Annotated in this window: 19 protein-coding genes and 1 pseudogene; 14 read left to right on the top strand and 6 right to left on the bottom strand. The window is 65.4% G+C overall.

The genetic code is table 11. The features are described from left to right. The first annotated feature begins 187 nt into the window (after positions 1-187). Positions 188-1,402, top strand: coding sequence for an MFS transporter (locus AB0362_RS13590; RefSeq protein WP_317784359.1), 1,215 nt, complete (start codon positions 188-190; stop codon positions 1,400-1,402). A 214-nt stretch (positions 1,403-1,616) separates the two neighbouring features. On the opposite strand, the gene AB0362_RS13585 is transcribed toward AB0362_RS13590, so the two are convergent. After that, entirely contained in the window at positions 1,617-2,414 is a 798-nt protein-coding gene (locus tag AB0362_RS13585) for a MerR family transcriptional regulator (RefSeq protein WP_366235714.1), read from the bottom strand. 147 nt (positions 2,415-2,561) lie between these two features. Between AB0362_RS13585 and AB0362_RS13580 the strand changes: the two genes are divergently transcribed. Further along, positions 2,562-3,431, top strand: coding sequence for a sensor domain-containing diguanylate cyclase (locus AB0362_RS13580; RefSeq protein WP_366235713.1), 870 nt, complete (start codon positions 2,562-2,564; stop codon positions 3,429-3,431). A 3-nt stretch (positions 3,432-3,434) separates the two neighbouring features. On the opposite strand, the gene AB0362_RS13575 is transcribed toward AB0362_RS13580, so the two are convergent. Then, positions 3,435-4,031, bottom strand: coding sequence for a CHAP domain-containing protein (locus AB0362_RS13575; RefSeq protein WP_317784356.1), 597 nt, complete (start codon positions 4,029-4,031; stop codon positions 3,435-3,437). Between the two features lie 47 nt (positions 4,032-4,078). Here AB0362_RS13575 and AB0362_RS13570 point away from each other — a divergent pair, with 47 nt between their 5' ends. After that, positions 4,079-4,858 (top strand): NAD-dependent deacylase, encoded by a 780-nt coding sequence (locus AB0362_RS13570; protein ID WP_366235712.1) that lies wholly within the window; start codon positions 4,079-4,081, stop codon positions 4,856-4,858. A 38-nt stretch (positions 4,859-4,896) separates the two neighbouring features. Here AB0362_RS13570 and AB0362_RS13565 read toward each other — a convergent pair whose 3' ends face one another. Then, positions 4,897-5,277, bottom strand: a complete 381-nt coding sequence (locus AB0362_RS13565; protein ID WP_317784344.1) for an HTH domain-containing protein — start codon at positions 5,275-5,277, stop codon at positions 4,897-4,899. Positions 5,278-5,339: 62 nt separating this feature from the next. Here AB0362_RS13565 and AB0362_RS13560 point away from each other — a divergent pair, with 62 nt between their 5' ends. The 3 genes from AB0362_RS13560 to AB0362_RS13550 all read left to right on the top strand — a co-directional run bounded on the left by AB0362_RS13560 (position 5,340) and on the right by AB0362_RS13550 (position 8,500). After that, positions 5,340-5,729, top strand: coding sequence for a hypothetical protein (locus tag AB0362_RS13560; protein ID WP_366235711.1), 390 nt, complete (start codon positions 5,340-5,342; stop codon positions 5,727-5,729). Between the two features lie 67 nt (positions 5,730-5,796). Further along, the gene (gene secA2 / locus AB0362_RS13555; protein ID WP_366235710.1) at positions 5,797-8,100 is read left to right on the top strand and encodes an accessory Sec system translocase SecA2; all 2,304 of its coding nucleotides are present in this window, start codon (positions 5,797-5,799) and stop codon (positions 8,098-8,100) included. Continuing rightward, on the top strand, positions 8,093-8,500 hold the full coding sequence (locus AB0362_RS13550) for an META domain-containing protein (protein ID WP_366235709.1): 408 nt from the start codon (positions 8,093-8,095) through the stop codon (positions 8,498-8,500). The genes secA2 and AB0362_RS13550 overlap by 8 nt, the downstream gene beginning before the upstream one ends. A 4-nt stretch (positions 8,501-8,504) precedes the next feature. Here the strand turns inward: AB0362_RS13550 and AB0362_RS13545 are convergent, their stop codons facing one another. Continuing rightward, positions 8,505-9,092 carry a TetR/AcrR family transcriptional regulator C-terminal domain-containing protein gene (locus AB0362_RS13545; protein WP_317784340.1) on the bottom strand — a complete coding sequence of 196 codons (588 nt, stop codon included), beginning with the start codon at positions 9,090-9,092 and terminating at the stop codon, positions 8,505-8,507. Positions 9,093-9,217: 125 nt separating this feature from the next. On the opposite strand from AB0362_RS13545, the gene bioB reads away from it, so the two are divergent. The 3 genes from bioB to AB0362_RS13530 are packed head-to-tail and all read left to right on the top strand — an operon-like array spanning position 9,218 to position 11,054. Beyond that, positions 9,218-10,210 carry a biotin synthase BioB gene (gene bioB / locus AB0362_RS13540; protein ID WP_068052684.1) on the top strand — a complete coding sequence of 331 codons (993 nt, stop codon included), beginning with the start codon at positions 9,218-9,220 and terminating at the stop codon, positions 10,208-10,210. A gap of 22 nt (positions 10,211-10,232) precedes the next feature. Further along, the gene (locus tag AB0362_RS13535) at positions 10,233-10,457 is read left to right on the top strand and encodes a hypothetical protein (RefSeq protein WP_317784339.1); all 225 of its coding nucleotides are present in this window, start codon (positions 10,233-10,235) and stop codon (positions 10,455-10,457) included. Further along, on the top strand, positions 10,458-11,054 hold the full coding sequence (locus AB0362_RS13530; RefSeq protein ID WP_317784338.1) for a DUF2567 domain-containing protein: 597 nt from the start codon (positions 10,458-10,460) through the stop codon (positions 11,052-11,054). Between the two features lie 10 nt (positions 11,055-11,064). Here the strand turns inward: AB0362_RS13530 and AB0362_RS13525 are convergent, their stop codons facing one another. Then, on the bottom strand, positions 11,065-11,763 hold the full coding sequence (locus AB0362_RS13525) for an NUDIX domain-containing protein (protein ID WP_366235708.1): 699 nt from the start codon (positions 11,761-11,763) through the stop codon (positions 11,065-11,067). A 79-nt stretch (positions 11,764-11,842) separates the two neighbouring features. On the opposite strand from AB0362_RS13525, the gene nadA reads away from it, so the two are divergent. The 5 genes from nadA to AB0362_RS13500 all read left to right on the top strand — a co-directional run bounded on the left by nadA (position 11,843) and on the right by AB0362_RS13500 (position 16,000). Further along, positions 11,843-12,901 carry a quinolinate synthase NadA gene (gene nadA, locus AB0362_RS13520; RefSeq protein ID WP_052047833.1) on the top strand — a complete coding sequence of 353 codons (1,059 nt, stop codon included), beginning with the start codon at positions 11,843-11,845 and terminating at the stop codon, positions 12,899-12,901. Continuing rightward, entirely contained in the window at positions 12,898-14,466 is a 1,569-nt protein-coding gene (locus AB0362_RS13515) for an L-aspartate oxidase (RefSeq protein WP_366235707.1), read from the top strand. The genes nadA and AB0362_RS13515 overlap by 4 nt, the downstream gene beginning before the upstream one ends. Before the next feature lies 1 nt (position 14,467). Continuing rightward, on the top strand, positions 14,468-15,343 hold the full coding sequence (nadC, locus tag AB0362_RS13510; protein ID WP_366235706.1) for a carboxylating nicotinate-nucleotide diphosphorylase: 876 nt from the start codon (positions 14,468-14,470) through the stop codon (positions 15,341-15,343). A 33-nt stretch (positions 15,344-15,376) separates the two neighbouring features. Next, complete coding sequence (locus tag AB0362_RS13505) at positions 15,377-15,751, top strand: RNA-binding S4 domain-containing protein (RefSeq protein WP_149406105.1); 375 nt, start codon at positions 15,377-15,379, stop codon at positions 15,749-15,751. Positions 15,752-15,817: 66 nt separating this feature from the next. Then, a complete protein-coding gene (locus AB0362_RS13500; RefSeq protein WP_149406104.1) occupies positions 15,818-16,000 on the top strand; it encodes a hypothetical protein in 183 nt (60 codons plus the stop codon). Positions 16,001-16,053: 53 nt separating this feature from the next. Here the strand turns inward: AB0362_RS13500 and AB0362_RS13495 are convergent. Continuing rightward, a pseudogene (locus AB0362_RS13495) lies at positions 16,054-16,347 on the bottom strand (HNH endonuclease); the annotation flags it as partial.

Raw genomic sequence — 16,347 nt, 5'->3', positions numbered from 1 at the left:
ACGTGAGGTGAAGTAACCCTCGGAGTCTGCTTTGCCGCGATATGCCCAGTTCGGGGACGGTTTCGGTCCGATCGAACAGTGTCCGGCTTGCGCATATATGACGCGCATGCAAGCATTTATCAAGCGCGTGCAACTACACGCGGTAGCTCGATAATTGCGTACGCATCTTCCAATCAGGAGTTCAGACATGCCACTCGGCCTGCTCGCCCTCGCCATCGGGGGATTCGGAATCGGTTTGACCGAATTCGTCATCATGGGGCTACTGCCCGAAGTCGCGGCCGATTTCGCGGTCAGCGAGGCCACGGCCGGATGGCTCATCACGGGCTACGCGCTGTCCGTCGTCGTCGGGGCCCTGCTCGTCACCGCCGCCGTGACACGGTTTCCTCGCAAGAGTGTCCTGCTCGCACTGATGTGCCTGTTCATCGTCGGCAATCTCGTTTCCGCACTGTCGAGCAGTTACGAGATGATGCTGCTCGGCCGCGTCGTCGCTGCGCTGTGTCACGGAGCGTTCTTCGGTATCGGTGCCGTCGTCGCGGCCAGCCTCGTCGAGCCTGCGAAGAAGGCGGGAGCCATCGCCATGATGTTCGCCGGTCTTACCGCCGCCAACGTCCTCGGAGTTCCGTTCGGGACGTTTCTGGGTCAGAACCACGGTTGGCGCTCGACGTTCTGGGCGATCACGGTGATCGGCGTCGTCGCGCTGATCGGTATCGCCGCCCTCGTTCCTCGTGACACCGGGAGCGGTGAGGTGAGCAATCTGCGTCGAGAGCTGCGCGCGTTCCGGTCGGTGCAGGTGTGGCTGTCCATCGCGGTCACGGTGCTCGGGTACGGCGGCATGTTCGGTGCGTTCACCTACATCGCGTTCACGCTCACCGACGTCAGTGGCTTCGCGTCGAGTTCGGTGCCGTGGCTGCTCGTGCTGTTCGGCGGTGGATTGTTCGTCGGCAACTACCTCGGCGGCAAGGCAGCAGACCGCAACCTCACCGGAACGCTGACAATTTTGCTGGGTGCACTGACCGTCGTACTCGTGTGCTTCGCGCTCACCGCGGAGAGTCGCCCGGCGACGATCGCATCCCTCGTGCTGATGGGTGCGTTCGGCTTCGCGACGGTCCCGGGGCTGCAGATGCGGGTGATGTCGTTCGCATCCGACGCTCCGACGATGGCGTCCGGCGCGAACATCGCCGCGTTCAATCTGGGAAATGCGTTGGGCGCGTGGCTCGGTGGTGTGACGATCTCGGCCGGTCTCGGCTACACCTCGCCCATCTGGGCCGGATCCGGTATCACCGCGGCGGCCTTGATGGTGCTGTTGTTCGCAACCGGACTGCTCCGACGCGCCGACGGGGATCCGATCGAGGGGGCGGACCGACCGAGCGCTGCGACCAGTGCCGCTGGATCGTCCACGTGAAGGCCGAAGGAGTGGGCACTACCCTCGAGCCTCCATCGCTGCAGGGGTGCGGGCACGGACACCACTGTTGCGCAGGACAAATCGATGTCGACGGTGGTGCCGTCCTGATTCGGTAGGACGAGTCGGCCGCCGTCGAGCGTCGGCGACACGACGCCGAAGCGGTGGTGAATTCGGGCGGAGACGATGCTCGCTCGGTCCACCGTCGCGACGACCGTCATCGACTATCACCCGGTCGGCTCGGTTCGGTGGTCTGCAGACGTGTGGTGGCTTCGATGATCACTGCGCGCTGGGCGGGATCGGGCACGATGTCGTCGATACTCAGCGGGCCGGTCTGGTCGGCAGTGTCGTCGGGCGCAGCCGAGAGAGGAGCGCCGATATCGAGCATCGAGGCCAATTCTGCTGCGAGCGAATCGATGTCGTCTGCGGCATCGTCGACGTCTCGGCCTTCGAGCGCGCTGAATCTGCGCAGGAGCGCCAGGTACTTCACCCGGGTGTCGGGATCGGCCAGCGCCGCTGTCGTCGTGTCGAAGAACGATGCGGGGACGGTGCCCGCGATCGCCATCACCTCGAGCAGGTCACGCTCACGGAGTAGCGCTTCTCGCTCGGTCTCCGCAGCGGCATCGATCAATGCGGCAAGTGTGTCCGCCGCATCGCGCGGCAGAGCGGTCAGTGGACGATGCTCGACTGCGTCGTCGAGCAGGGCCGACAATCGAGTGTGCTTGTGCGTGAATGATTTCCGCTCCGTTTCGATACCGGCCAGCAGAGCGCGTAGATCGGCGACCACGTCGCTCTCGTCCGTTGCCCGCTGGTCCAGCGCTGCCGCGATCGCGCCGAGGGGCATTCCGGCATCGGCGAGCCAGCGGATTCTCATCAGTCGAACCACGTCGTCGATCGTGTACTCGCGGTAGCCGTTGGACAGACGGCGTGGCTCACCGAGCAGGCCGAGACGGTGATAGTGCCGCACTGTTCGAGGTGTCGTTCCGGCGGCGTCGGCCAGGGATCCGATTCTCATGTGTTCAGAGTGCACCGTGACGCTACGTCAAGGTCAAGATCGGCAGAGCGCTGCTCACGTGCCGCCCGTGTGCAACGCACCGAGTATTCTCGGTGGTCCGTGCGATTCGACGTGGCTTGCACTGTTCGAGGAAGAGACCGGCTGAAGATGGTCGACACCGAACGTTGGTATCGGGAGATGTTCGAGGCCAGCACGGTCGGATTGGCACTGGCCGACGAGAACGGATTGTTGGTTCTCGCGAACGAGGCGTACGCGGCCATCGTCGGTTGTCCGCGTCACCTGTTGGCCGGCCGGTCCTCTCGCGAGTTCACCCATCCCGACGATCTGGCCCAGCATGCCGCCATGGAACAGATCATGGCCGACGCCAAGGCGCGTGGGGAATCGGTGCACGTCGAGAAGCGCTACCTGCATGCGGACGGCGCTATCCGGTGGGGATGGGTCTCGGCCAGTGAGGTTCCTGGCCCCGCGGGCATTCGGTGGACGATGGCCGTCGTGCACGACACCACCGACCGTCGGCGCGTCGAGGACGACCTCCGTCAGGCCGCGCAGACCGATGCCCTCACCGGATTGCTCAACCGGCGTGGATGGCGAGATCGGCTGCATCAGTTGACGACACCGCGAGGTGCCGATGTCGTATTGGCTCTGGCGATGCTCGATTTCGACCGGTTCAAGTCGTACAACGACAAGTACGGGCACGGACGCGGAGATCGGCTGTTGATTCAGTTCTCTGCTGCTGCCGAGGACCTGCTCGGTGGCCGCGCGTCCCTCGCCAGGTGGGGCGGCGAGGAGTTCGCTCTGGTGATGCCCGGCGCGGGTGCGACGACCATGTCGGCCGTGCTGGCCGAGTTGTCGGCGGTCGTGCCCGACGGACAGAACTTCTCTGCCGGCTACACGACACTGCGTGCCGGGGAGTCCGTCGACGACTGCTTCGACCGCGCGGACATGTTGCTCTATCGAGCCAAACGAGACGGCGGCGCTCGTTCGTACGGTGACGCAGACGCGATCCCGCCGGAGTGACCGTCAGCTCTGGAGTCGACCGAATCCGACTATTCCGGAATCGGATCCGTAGTGCAGCGTGTGCACTCTGATCTTGCCGGCTTCGTTGCCGCCGACGGTGACGGCCTCGTCGCCGTCGACTGCGACGATCACGTTGGTGTGTTGGCCGCTGAAGCTCGTGTTGTCGTAGAGCACCACGTCGCCCACCGATGGCGTGTAGTCGCCGACGGCCTCGAATCGTCCCTGCTCCTGGTAGTACTCCTGCAGGGTGTAGACGCCGGGAATGCGCCACGAACCCGAATGGGGATTCGACAGCGGCAGGCCGGCCTCCTTCATGATCCAGCTGACGAAATCGGCGCACCACGCTTCCTCGACGCCCTCGGCGTAGAACGTTCCCGGACGCTGCAGTTCGTGCTCGGTGCGCAGGAGTTCGACCACCCGAGCCTGATCGGCGGCCAGCTCGCCGATGCTCACCTCGGGGAACGCTTCGGTGTCCCACGGGAGGTACCGGCTCGGTGCCAGCCACAGAACCCCGACAGCCACCATCACGACGACGGCGGCGCAGGCGGCCAACCACAGAGGCCGGCGTCGTCGAGTGCGCGCGGTGGTGTCGATGCTCATGCGACCACGGTAGCGCGACGTGGCACACCGCTCGGCACAATAACCGGGTGAGCACTTCCGAGAACCAGTCGCCCGTAACCGTTCCGAAGCCCGTGGTGGACTCCGCGCGAGGAGCATCGCGGATCACCGTACTGACCGGCGCGGGTATGTCCGCAGAGTCGGGGATCGCCACGTTCCGGGACGCCCAGAGCGGGTTGTGGAAGGACTTCGACCCCAAGGATCTCGCCAGCCCGGAGGGGTGGCTGGCCGACAGCGATCTGGTGTGGGGCTGGTATCGATGGCGAGCCGAACTGGTCCGACGCTCCCAGCCCAACGCCGGTCACGTGGCACTTGCGCAGTGGCAGCAGCGGGCGCACGTGGACATCGCCACCCAGAATGTCGACGACCTGCACGAGAGGGCCGGGGCCACGGTTCTCGCGCACGTGCACGGCAGTCTGTTCGAGCCGTACTGCAGCGACTGTGGAACACGAGCATCGTTCGACGACGGTGCGGCCGACGCCCTGGCCGAGGCCGATCAGCGGGTTCCGCCGCCGGAATGCCCGCTGTGCGGCGGGCTGATCAGGCCCGGAGCAGTGTGGTTCGGGGAATCTCTGCCCGAGGCCGCGTGGGAGGCGGCCGAGCACGCGGTTCGTGAGGCCGACCTCGTTCTCGTCGTAGGCACGTCCGGAGTCGTGTACCCGTTTGCCGGGCTGCCCGCGATCGCCCGCAGCGCCGGAGCGACGGTGGTCGAGATCAACCCGGTCGAAACCGAGGTCTCGGACATGGCCGATCACCGGTGGCGCACCACGGCCGCGACGGGATTGCCTGCCTTGGTTGCGCAACTCTGACCCTGGTGGCGTGGAAAACGGTGATTCCCACTCCCAGATCACTCGGTGGTCAATGCCTCGATCAAAGCGTTCATTGCCGATGCGGCACTGTCGGTTTCGGTAGGCCCCAGAGCGGCGAGGCTGGCGATGAGTGCTGCTATCTCGGGAGCGGTCAACCCCACAGGCCGGGGCGAGGCGACACTCGCCAGCCGAGATCCGCCGTGCACACCCGGCACCGCATCGACAGGGACCCCGGACTCACGCAACCGGGCGAGGTCGCGTTCGACGGTGCGCACGGAGACCCCGAGCCGCTGCGCGAGTTCGGGCGAGGTCAACGGCCCAGCCGCGGACCCCAGCCATTCGACGATCCGCTGCTGACGCGCGACGCGGCGCAGGGTGAGCACGCTGTCGAGCGACTGGGGCGCATTCTGCTTCGGCACCGTCCGAATTTTTCCCGATTCCCGACACAGCCCTGACGGGAATGGGTCCTACCGTTGTCGATATGACACCTGACAACGAATCGGTCGACAGCTTCTTCGCTCGTTATACGGGGTACCTGACCTCGGGTGATCTCGACGGTCTGGCCGAGATCTACCACTATCCGGCTCTGGCGGTCACAGCGCGGGGATGTGCGGCGATCGCCGAGCCGCAGCAGACCCGAGAGTTCTTTCGGCAGGGGCAGACCTACTATCGGTCGCGCGGAATCGAGGGTGTGCGGGCCCGCGACATCGTCACCGAGGCAGAGGTGCCGGGTATCTGGGTCGGGCATCTTCTACTCGAGAACCTCGACTCCGAAGGTTCGCCGGTGGGAACCGAGCGCAATGCCTATCAGGTGGTGACGCTGGACGACGGCACGCGCCGGATCGCGGTGACGACGCCGCTCGATGCCTAGAGCTGGGGCGAGCCGCACTCGGTACTGTGGGTGAGAACGGTTTTTCTTTCTCAGGTAGGGATAACAGATGGCTTTGGGCTCCGACCGATTCTGGCGTGTACTCGGCCGATCCGCGCAGAAGGCGCAGAGCACCTCGCGTCGAAGCGTCGACCGAGCCCAGGAGCACGCGGAGTGGGCAGCTGCCCTGAGCGAGAGTGAATTGGCGACCGAGGCGGCCGCGCTGCGTGTCGACACCGCCGAGCGTCTCGACGTTCCGCGGTATCTGGCGTTGACGCGCGAGGCGAGCGAGCGTGCGCTGAAGCTACGGCCGTTCGACGTGCAGCTGCACGGTGCCGTGCGGTTGCTCGCCGGTGACGTGGTGGAAATGGCTACCGGCGAGGGCAAGACGCTGGCCGGTGCCATCGCTGCCGTCGGATACGTGTTGTCCGGACGCGCGGTGCACGTCATCTCGGTCAACGACTTTCTCGCGCAACGTGACGCGCAGTGGATGCAACCGCTGTTCGAGTCCCTCGGTATCACGGTCGGTTCCATCGGCGAGTCCTCGACTGCCCAGGAGCGGCGCACCGCCTACGCCTGCGACATCACCTATGCCTCGGTCAACGAGATCGGTTTCGATGTTCTGCGTGATCATCTGGTGAACGACCGCGACGATCTGGTCGCGCCCGTTCCGGACGTTGCCCTGATCGACGAGGCCGATTCCGTGCTGGTCGACGAGGCGCTCGTTCCGCTGGTGTTGGCCGGTTCGGTCTCCGGTGACGTCTCGACTTCGACGGTCATGGATGCAGTCCGGTTGTTGGACAAGGGCGTTCATTTCGACACCGATGCCGAAGGACGCAACGTGTTCCTCACCGACGAGGGCGCGTTGCGGATGGAGAAGGAACTGGGCGGAATCGACCTCTACTCCGAGCAGCACGTCGGGACGACGTTGGTCGCGGTCAACGTGGCCCTGCATGCCCAGGTGCTGGTCCAGCGCGACGTCGATTACATCGTTCGTGACGGTCGTGTGCAGCTGATCAACGCCTCACGTGGCCGAGTCGCCGAACTGCAGCGCTGGCCGGACGGGTTGCAGGCCGCGGTCGAGATCAAGGAAGGGCTCGCCCCCACCGAGACCGGTGAAATTCTCGACACCATCACTGTGCAGGCGTTGATCAATCGGTACGCAACGGTGTGCGGTATGACCGGTACGGCCATGGCGGCGGGGGAGCAGCTTCGCACGTTCTACAGTCTCGGTGTCTCGGTCATCGATCCCAATGTGCCGACGGTGCGCGTCGACGAGGACGACCGTGTGTACGACACGATCGAGCACAAGAACGCTGCAATTGCACTGCAGGTGAAAGAGATTCACGAGACCGGTCAGCCGATTCTCATCGGTACCCACGATGTCGCCGAGTCCGAGGCGCTGGCCGAGACGCTCACCGCCTCGGGCGTCGACGTGGTGGTACTCAACGCCAAGAACGACGCCGAGGAAGCGGCGGTCATCGCCGCGGCGGGTGTGCACGGCGCAGTGACGGTGTCGACGCAGATCGCCGGGCGCGGAACCGACATCAAGCTCGGTGGTCCCGACGGCACCGATCGCGAACGTATTGCCGAGCTCGGCGGACTGTTCGTTCTCGGTACCGGTCGGCACACCACCGAGCGTCTCGACAATCAGCTCCGCGGACGCGCGGGCAGGCAGGGAGATCCAGGGCGGTCGCTGTTCTTCGGCAGTTGGGAGGACGACGTCGTCAAGAACAACATAGGCGACAAGGATGCACCGAAGGATACCGACGAGAGCGGAATGTTCACTTCCCCGGCCGCGGCCGCCCGCGTCGATCATGCACAGCGCATCGCCGAAGGTCAGATGCTCGAAATACATTCGCGTACCTGGCGCTACAACCAGCTGACGGCTCAGCACCGTGAGATCCTGGATCGCCGCCGGGCCACGTTGCTCGACACCGACGAGGCGTTGACGCTACTCGAGCAGCACGCGCCTCCGCGCTCGAAGGAGTTGCGCGAGAACGTGTCCGAGGAGACTCTGGTCGAGGTCGCCCGCCAGATCGTTCTGTACCACCTCGATCGGTCGTGGTCGGATTATCTCGCACACCTCGCCGACGTGCGCGAGAGTATTCACCTGCGCGCACTCGGTCGAGAGAATCCGTTGGACGAGTACCACCGGATCGCTGTCGAGGCGTTCAAGACGGTGTCCTCCAAGGCGATGGATCTCTCGCACGCTACGTTCGAGTCGGCCGAGATCACCTCGGACGGAATCGATCTGGACGAAGCGGGCTTGCGACGCCCGACGTCGACCTGGACGTACATGGTGCACGACAACCCGTTCGCGTCCCGCGGAAATGCCGGTGCGGCCGGTCTGGGGCCGATCTTCGGTGGCTGACGCGCGGCGCGCGCTGGTCGCTCTCGCGTTGGGTGCGAGTGCGGTGGCCTCCGGGTGCACCGACTCGTACGGTGAATTCCCGGCCGGCAAGACGTACTCGTCGGTCGAGGCACCCGACTCCTACACGCCGGTCGCCGGAACGACGGTCAGGCTCGAGTTCGTCGACGACCGAATCTCGGCCGAGGCCGGGTGCAACAGGTTGTTCGGCACCGTGGACACCTCGCAGGGCAGGATCACCATCGACTCTCTCGGGTCGACGCGGATGGCCTGCCCGGAGGCGTTGATGGAGCAGGACCGATGGCTGTCGGCGTTCCTGACCTCCACCCCGCGGTGGTCTCGGGACGACGGAACCATGACCTTGGACAACGGGAACGGGCGGATCGTCTTCGCCGAATTCTGATCGACTAGTGGCGGATGCGGTCCGCCGCGGTATGCCGTACTCCGTCGAGGAAGAGCTGCAGTCCGAAATCGAATCTGCTCGTCGGGTCGGGTTCCTCGAACAGCGGTGACGCGTCGGGCGCGAGGGCTCCGACGGAGTCCATCTGTAGGCGCGCCTGCTCGTCCACGGTCTGCCCCAGGATGTAGTACAGCAACGTGTCGGCGGTGAGTTCCGCGTCGCGTCGCGGCAGTCCCGCTCGAATGCACACGGCGGCAATGCGTTCGCGAATGTGGTTGGTGGTCAGCCTCGACGCGTACGTCGCGGCCACCAATTCGGCACCGTCGCGTCGGGAAAGTAGGGCGTCGCGCAGTCGGTGGGCGATCTGCCCGATCTGTGCGTCCCACGAATCTTCGGTGGACGGCGCATCGGCACCGGAGAGTATGTGATCGGCGATGGCACCGAGCAGCGTCTGTTTGTTGGGGAAGTGCCAGTACAGCGCGCCGGGTTGTACGTGCAGCGACGTAGCGAGTCGCCGCATCGTCAGGTCTGCCAGGCCGTACTCGTCGAGAATGGCGATCGCGCCGTCCAGGACGTCCTGCCTGTTCAGTTGCACTGCTGCTCCCAAGTCGTTCGACGCATCTTCGCTTTGACAGTAGCCGAGCCCGGCGCCTAACGTGAACACCGTTCAACTTGAACGGTGTTCAATAGTGATGCCGTTCGACTACGAGGGGACCAGGAATGGACATTTTGCGCACGGCGCGTACTCAGGTGCTCGGCGACGGCATCGCGCTCGATCGATCTCAGGTTCTCGAGGTTCTCGAGCTCGGCGACGACCGTCTCGAGGAGACGATGCTGTTGGCCCACGAGGTGCGGATGAAGTGGTGCGGGCCCGAGGTCGAGGTGGAAGGAATCATCAGCCTCAAGACCGGTGGGTGTCCCGAGGACTGTCACTTCTGTTCGCAATCCGGTCTTTTCGCTTCCCCGGTTCGTGCTGCGTGGCTCGACATTCCGTCGCTGGTGGAAGCTGCGAAGCAGACCGCGAAGACCGGAGCAACGGAATTCTGCATCGTCGCGGCGGTACGCGGCCCCGACGCTCGGCTGCTCGCGCAGGTCGCCGCCGGTATCGAAGCCATCCGGAACGAGGTCGAGATCGATATCGCGTGCTCGCTCGGCATGCTCGACCAGGATCAGGTCGATCAGCTCGCGGCGATGGGCGTGCATCGGTACAACCACAATCTCGAGACCTCTCGCTCGTATTTCCCGAACGTGGTGACCACCCACACCTGGGAGGAGCGGTGGAATACCCTGCGCATGGTGCGGGAGGCGGGCATGGAGGTGTGCTGCGGCGGAATTCTCGGCATGGGGGAGACGCTCGCGCAGCGGGCCGAGTTCGCCGCTGATCTCACTGCTCTCGAACCCGACGAGGTGCCCCTGAACTTCCTCAACCCGAGGCCCGGAACGCCGTTCGGAGATCTCGATGTGCTGCCGGCATCCGATGCTCTGCGCGCCGTCGCCGCGTTTCGTCTCGCTCTGCCACGCACGATTCTGCGATTTGCAGGCGGACGCGAGATCACCCTCGGCGACCTCGGTGCCAAGCAGGGGATTCTCGGCGGGATCAATGCCGTCATCGTCGGCAACTACCTGACGACACTCGGCCGCCCAGCGGAGCAGGATCTCGATCTTCTCGGCGAGCTGCAGATGCCGATCAAAGCGCTGAACTCGACGATCTGATGGGCGTATTAGGGTGGGTCGAATGACGAGCGAGACCCACTACGACCCGTACACCGGTCGGCCTGTCGACGCCGGATCCGAGGTGGGTGCGGGTTCGTTGTCGGTCGCCGTCCGGCTCGGTTTGGAGCCGCCGCGGTTCTGCGCAGAATGCGGTCGCCGCATGGTGGTGCAGATCGTCCCCGACGGGTGGACGTCGCTGTGCTCGCGTCACGGCCTCGTCGATTCGGCCGCGACGGGTAGGCGCTAGGTGGTCACGTCGGACGTTCTCGAAGTGCCGCCGCGGAGCAGCACCGTTCGGGTGTTGTCGGTGGTTGTCGGAATCTCGGTGGCAGTGTCGGCTCTGGGCGGGATGCTGTGGGGATTCCTGGCACCGGCGCAGCAGTTGCTCGTGGTGGCGCAGGATCGCGGGGCGGCCCTGACCGGGGAGAGTCTGCACAGCTTCGACGGCCTCGCGATGTTCTCGTTCCTTTCCTTGGCCCTCGGTCTCGTTCTCCCGATCGGGTGGTGGCTGTGGAGGTCCGAGCGGGGTCCACGGCTGTTCGGTGCCGTTTTCGTCGGCGCACTCGCCGGCTCGGTCGCTGCGATCCTGGTGGGCAACGGGATTGCTGCTCTTCGGTTTCCGAAGGTCACCGACCCGGCGGTCGGGTCGATCGTCACCGTTGCGCCCAGTATCGAGACTCCGCAGGTGCTGATCGTTCAGGCACTGATGGCTTCGCTGGTGATCATGCTTCTGGCGGCGATGAATCCCAACGACAATCTGCAACACACCGATCCCGATCCGGACGACCTCGATGTCGAGTTCTTCCCGCCGCCACCGTCGTTCGACTCGAATCGAGCCGACTGACAGCAGCCGTTCACGCCTGGGGCGGTCGCAATGCGGCGAACTCGTCCGTGACTCGAATACTGTTGTCGGCAAAGCGGAACAGTGCGGGCGGTCTGCCACCGGCCTTGCCCGACGGCGCGCGCCGTCCGGTGGGTTCGATGACACCGCGCCGGCTCAGCACCCGCTGCAGGTTGGTGGCATCGACCTGATATCCGAGTGCGGCACCGTAGATCTCGCGCAGCGACGAGATCGCGAAATCGACCGGAGCCAGTGCGAATCCGATGTTGGTGTACGAGAGTTTCGCGACCAGTCGATGTCTCGCGTGCGCGACGACGGTTCCGTGATCGAACGACATGTCGGGCAGTGCCGAAACCGGGTGCCATGCGGTGTCCGAGGGGAGTGTCGGCTCGGCCGAGATCGGTACCAGGCCCAGGAAGGTCGACGCGATCCGCCGGTCTCCCGGTACGCGTTCGGGTTCGCTGAAGACCGACAGCTGCTCGAGGTGCGCCACCGAGCGCACGTCTACCTTCTCGGCGAGCTGACGTCGCGCGGACGCGGCGAGGTTCTCGTCGTCGCGCAGCGTGCCACCGGGCAGCGACCAGGTGCCGGCCTCGGGGTCGAGGGCGCGCTGCCACAGCAGCACCGCCAGTTCAGGGGCGTCGGGGTCGGAAAAGGCTCGAACTTGGAACACCGCAATGAGTACTTCGTGGACGGTGCTACGATAGGTCACGTTTTCGATCATAGGTCGAAAACTCCCTCGGAGGAAATTCGGTCACCGACGACCGGATGATCGGTGAAGGAGAACCGTCATGACCAGCAGCGCTACCCGGGTGAACATCCTGGACTCGGCATTCGCCGGAGTTCGCGACATCGTCGACGGAGCAGGTGGTTACGGGGGAGTGGAGGCAACTCCCGAGTGGGCGGCAGAGGTTCGACGGCTCGCCGATCTGCGCGGCGCGACGCTGCTCGCGCACAACTACCAGCTGCCCGCGATTCAGGACGTTGCCGACCATGTCGGCGACTCGCTCGCGCTCTCGCGGATGGCCGCCGAGGTGCCCGAGGACACGATCGTGTTCTGCGGAGTTCATTTCATGGCCGAGACCGCCAAGATCCTGAGCCCGCAGAAAACGATCCTCATCCCGGACCAGCGCGCCGGCTGCTCACTGGCCGATTCCATCACCGCAGACCAGCTCCGCGAATGGAAGGCCGATTTTCCCGACGCCGTCGTCGTCTCGTACGTCAACACCACCGCCGAGATCAAAGCACTGACCGACATCTGCTGCACCTCCTCGAACGCCGTCGAGGTCGTCGAGTCGATCGATCCGGGCCGCGACATCCTGTTCCTGCCCGATCAGTTCCTCGGCGCGCACGTCAAGCGCGTGACCGGGCGCGAGAACCTGCACATCTGGGCCGGAGAATGCCATGTGCACGCCGGTATCAACGGCGACGAGCTGGCCGAGAAGTCTCGTACCCACCCCGATGCCGAGCTGTACGTGCACCCCGAATGCGGTTGCGCCACATCGGCTCTGTACCTCGCAGGCGAGGGGTTCGTACCCGCCGACAAGGTCAAGATCCTCTCCACCGGCGGCATGCTCGACGCTGCCCGCACCACCGCGTCCAAGCAGGTTCTGGTCGCCACCGAGATCGGCATGCTGCATCAGCTGCGGATGGCTGCACCCGACGTCGACTTCCTCGCCGTCAACGACCGCGCATCGTGCGGCTACATGAAGATGATCACCCCTGCTGCTCTGCTGCGCTGCCTCGTCGAGGGCCGCGACGAGGTGCACGTCGACCTCGAGACCGCGAACATCGCGAGCAAGTCGGTGCAGCGGATGATCGAGATCGGCACCCCTGGCGGCGGCGAGTGAATCCATCGGTCGCGTGGGAAACCGCGGCCGATCTCGTCGTGGTCGGCGGTGGAATTGCCGGACTCACCGCGGCTCGCACGGCGGCAGCTCGCGGCCTGCGGGTGCTGACCGTCAGCAAGGGGAGTTCCACCGACACCGCAACGCAGTACGCCCAGGGTGGGATCGCGGTCGTCGGCCCCGAACTCGAGGATTCGATCGAATCGCATGTGGCCGACACCTGTGTCGCCGGCGCCGGCCTGTGCGACGAGGACGCGGTGCGTTCGATCGTCTCCGGCGGACGGGCGGCGATCACCTCGCTCGAAGCTGCGGGCGCACAGTTCGACCTGGCGGCCGACGGCACCGTTGCGCGGACCCGCGAGGGTGGCCACAGCGTCCGTCGCATCGTTCATGCCGGGGGAGACGCCACCGGGGCAGAGGTGCAGTGCACGTTGGACGCGTCCGTGCCCACGGTGCAGTTCGACACCACCGCGCTGCGGGTACTGACCACCCACGGCGAGGTGGTCGGTCTGCTCGTGCGCGGGCCTCGCGGTGTCGGCGTCGTTCATTGCCCGACGGTGCTGCTCGCCACCGGCGGACTGGGACAACTCTTCTCGTGCAGCACCAACCCGTCCGGCGCGACGGCCGACGGCATCGCACTCGCCCTCGACGCCGGTGCTCGGATCGCGGATCTGGAATTCGTGCAGTTCCATCCGACGGTGCTGTTCGCCGCGGGGTCGACGGGCCGTCGCCCGTTGATCAGCGAGGCAGTGCGGGGCGAGGGAGCCCGCCTGGTCGATGTCACCGGCCGTGCCTTCATGGCGGGAGTGCATCCACTCGGCGACCTCGCGCCACGCGACGTGGTGTCCCGCACCATCGCCGAGCTGCTGCACGAACGCGGTGACGACCACGTGTTACTGGATGCCCGCACGGTGGAACGCGTCCACGAACGGTTCCCGACCGTGACCGCCTCATGCCTACAGGCCGGCATCGATCCGGCGAAAGACCTGATTCCGGTGGCACCTGCAGCGCATTACTCCTGCGGGGGCGTGGCGACGGATACATCCGGGCGCACCTCGGTTCCCGGCTTGCTTGCCGCAGGTGAAGTGGCGCGCACCGGCTTGCACGGTGCCAACAGGTTGGCGTCGAACAGTCTGCTCGAGGGTCTCGTCGTCGGTGAGCGTGCGGCCTACGTGGCTGCCGAACGGGTCGGCCGACGCGGCAGCATTTCCGATGTCGCAATGCCCACGTATTCCCGTATCGACCGCGCGGTACTGCAGCGAACCATGACCGCCGAGGTCGGCGTGGTACGAGATGCAGCGGGTGTTGTTGCAGCGCAACGCGTTCTGGCGCACGGCGTGGTATCGGAACCGCCGGTGGATGCGCGCGCCGTCGAGGACGCAGCGTTGACCGCTGCGGCGGAGGTGATCGTGATGGCCGCGGCCGAGCGCCGTGAGAGCCGAGGGTGCCATACCCGACGCGATCATCCGGAGAGCGCGCCTGCGCAACGCCGAAGCCTGTTCGTCGAACGAGATCTCGACGGACGGTTGGCGATCGTGAACGACGACGTGATGACGGGAGCACGCTGACATGACCGACACCGCGAACGAGGTGAACCCGGGCGTCGATCGCGCCGAGGTACTCGCACTGATTCGGACCGCGCTCGACGAGGACCTGCGGTACGGGCCCGACATCACCACGCTGGCAACGGTGTCCGAGGATGCCGTCGCCACGGCGTCGGTGGTCTCGCGCCAGTTCGGCACGATCGCCGGGATCGATGTCGGCCTCCTGGTTCTCGACGAGGTGATCAGAGCTGACGGATACTCCGTCGTGCATCGCATCGAGGACGGATCCGAGGTCGAACCGGGACAGGCCGTTCTGACGGTCGAGGCGCCGACGCGGGGTCTGCTCACTGCCGAACGCACGATGCTCAACATCGTCTGCCATCTCTCTGGAATCGCCACCGCGACGGCCGGCTGGGTCGCCGAGGTCGCAGACACCGAGTGCAAGATCCGGGACAGTCGAAAGACGTTGCCGGGGTTGCGTTCGCTGCAGAAGTACGCAGTACGCGCAGGTGGTGGCGTCAATCACCGGATGGGTCTGGGCGATGCCGCGCTGATCAAGGACAATCACGTGGCAGCGGCCGGTTCGGTCGTCGCCGCTCTGAACGCGGTGCGGGCTGCGGCTCCCGACATCGCGTGCGAGGTCGAGGTCGACAGCCTCGAGCAACTCGACCAGGTGCTGGCGGAGAACGTGGAACTCGTTCTGCTGGACAACTTCGCGCTGTGGCAGACGCAGATGGCCGTGCAGCGCCGAGACAAGTTCGCGCCGCAGACGAAGCTGGAATCCTCGGGTGGCCTGACCATCGACGTGGCACGCGACTATGCGCGCACGGGGGTCGACTTTCTTGCTGTCGGCGGTCTGACACACTCGGTGACAGTGCTCGATCTCGGCCTGGACATGTAGTCGAGCCTCGCGATGTGAGGAATTCGTTCGAAGATGGAAGTTCAGAGTGTCCGCCTCGACAGTTGGATCTGGGCGGTCCGGTTGTTCAAGACGCGGTCTGCCGCTGCTGCTGCCTGCCGCGGCGGGCACGTTCGCGTCAACGGAACACCCGCCAAGCCAGGGCATCGCATCGGCCCCGACGACGAGATCAGGCTTCGAGCCGACGGGCTCGAGAAGATCGTCGTCGTGGTGCGGGCCATCAGCAAACGCGTCGGCGCAGCGGTCGTTCCCGAGTGCTTGATCGATCGCAGTCCGCCGCCACCACCGAAGGAAGTTCTGGCTTCCGTACCAAGGCGTGATCGAGGGGCAGGCAGGCCCACCAAGCGCGATCGTCGTGAGATCGACCGACTGCGGGGCCTTGGCCTCTAGTGCACTCGGCTCTCTTCAGTTACCTTCGGTAACGACAAGTAGTTCGTACGCGCAAGGAGGTGTGGAATGGACTCCGTCCTGTGGACTCCACGTTTCGCCGCCGTGTATTTCCTGGCAGCAGCGTTGCTGCTCATTCTGTTCGTGGCGATCGACGCTTCCCTCGTCATCGCCGCACCGCTTCTGTTGATGTCGGTGGGACTCGGAGTAGCTGTTCTGATTCACAATCGGAAGCGCCACCCGGTTCGCTGAGGCACGTCAGCGCGGGTGCAGGCAGGGCTGTGCCCTGAGACTGGTGTGGGTCGTCAGGCGGGTTGTCGTGGTTCCTCGTCGCCGGTGTCGTCATGCTGGTCCGGCGGGTACAGCACCTCTTCGGGGTGGTGTGCGTGATTGATCAGCCCACGCCTGCGTGGGTCCATCCCGGCTGGTGGGTGCCACAGGGTCCGGCCTGGGTAGCGATGTGCTGCTGTGGTTTTGGTGGTCGACCACTTTCCTGGTCCGGTGCCGACGAGTGCGTGGTGCATGTCGCAGCCGAAGGTCAATCCGTCGATGTCGGTGTTGCCACCGTCGATCCAGTCGGTGAGGTGGTGGGCTTGGCA

Source organism: Rhodococcus sp. NPDC079359 (assembly GCF_040702585.1).
Classification (GTDB): domain Bacteria; phylum Actinomycetota; class Actinomycetes; order Mycobacteriales; family Mycobacteriaceae; genus Rhodococcoides.
This window is presented reverse-complemented; position numbering and strand designations above follow the sequence as displayed.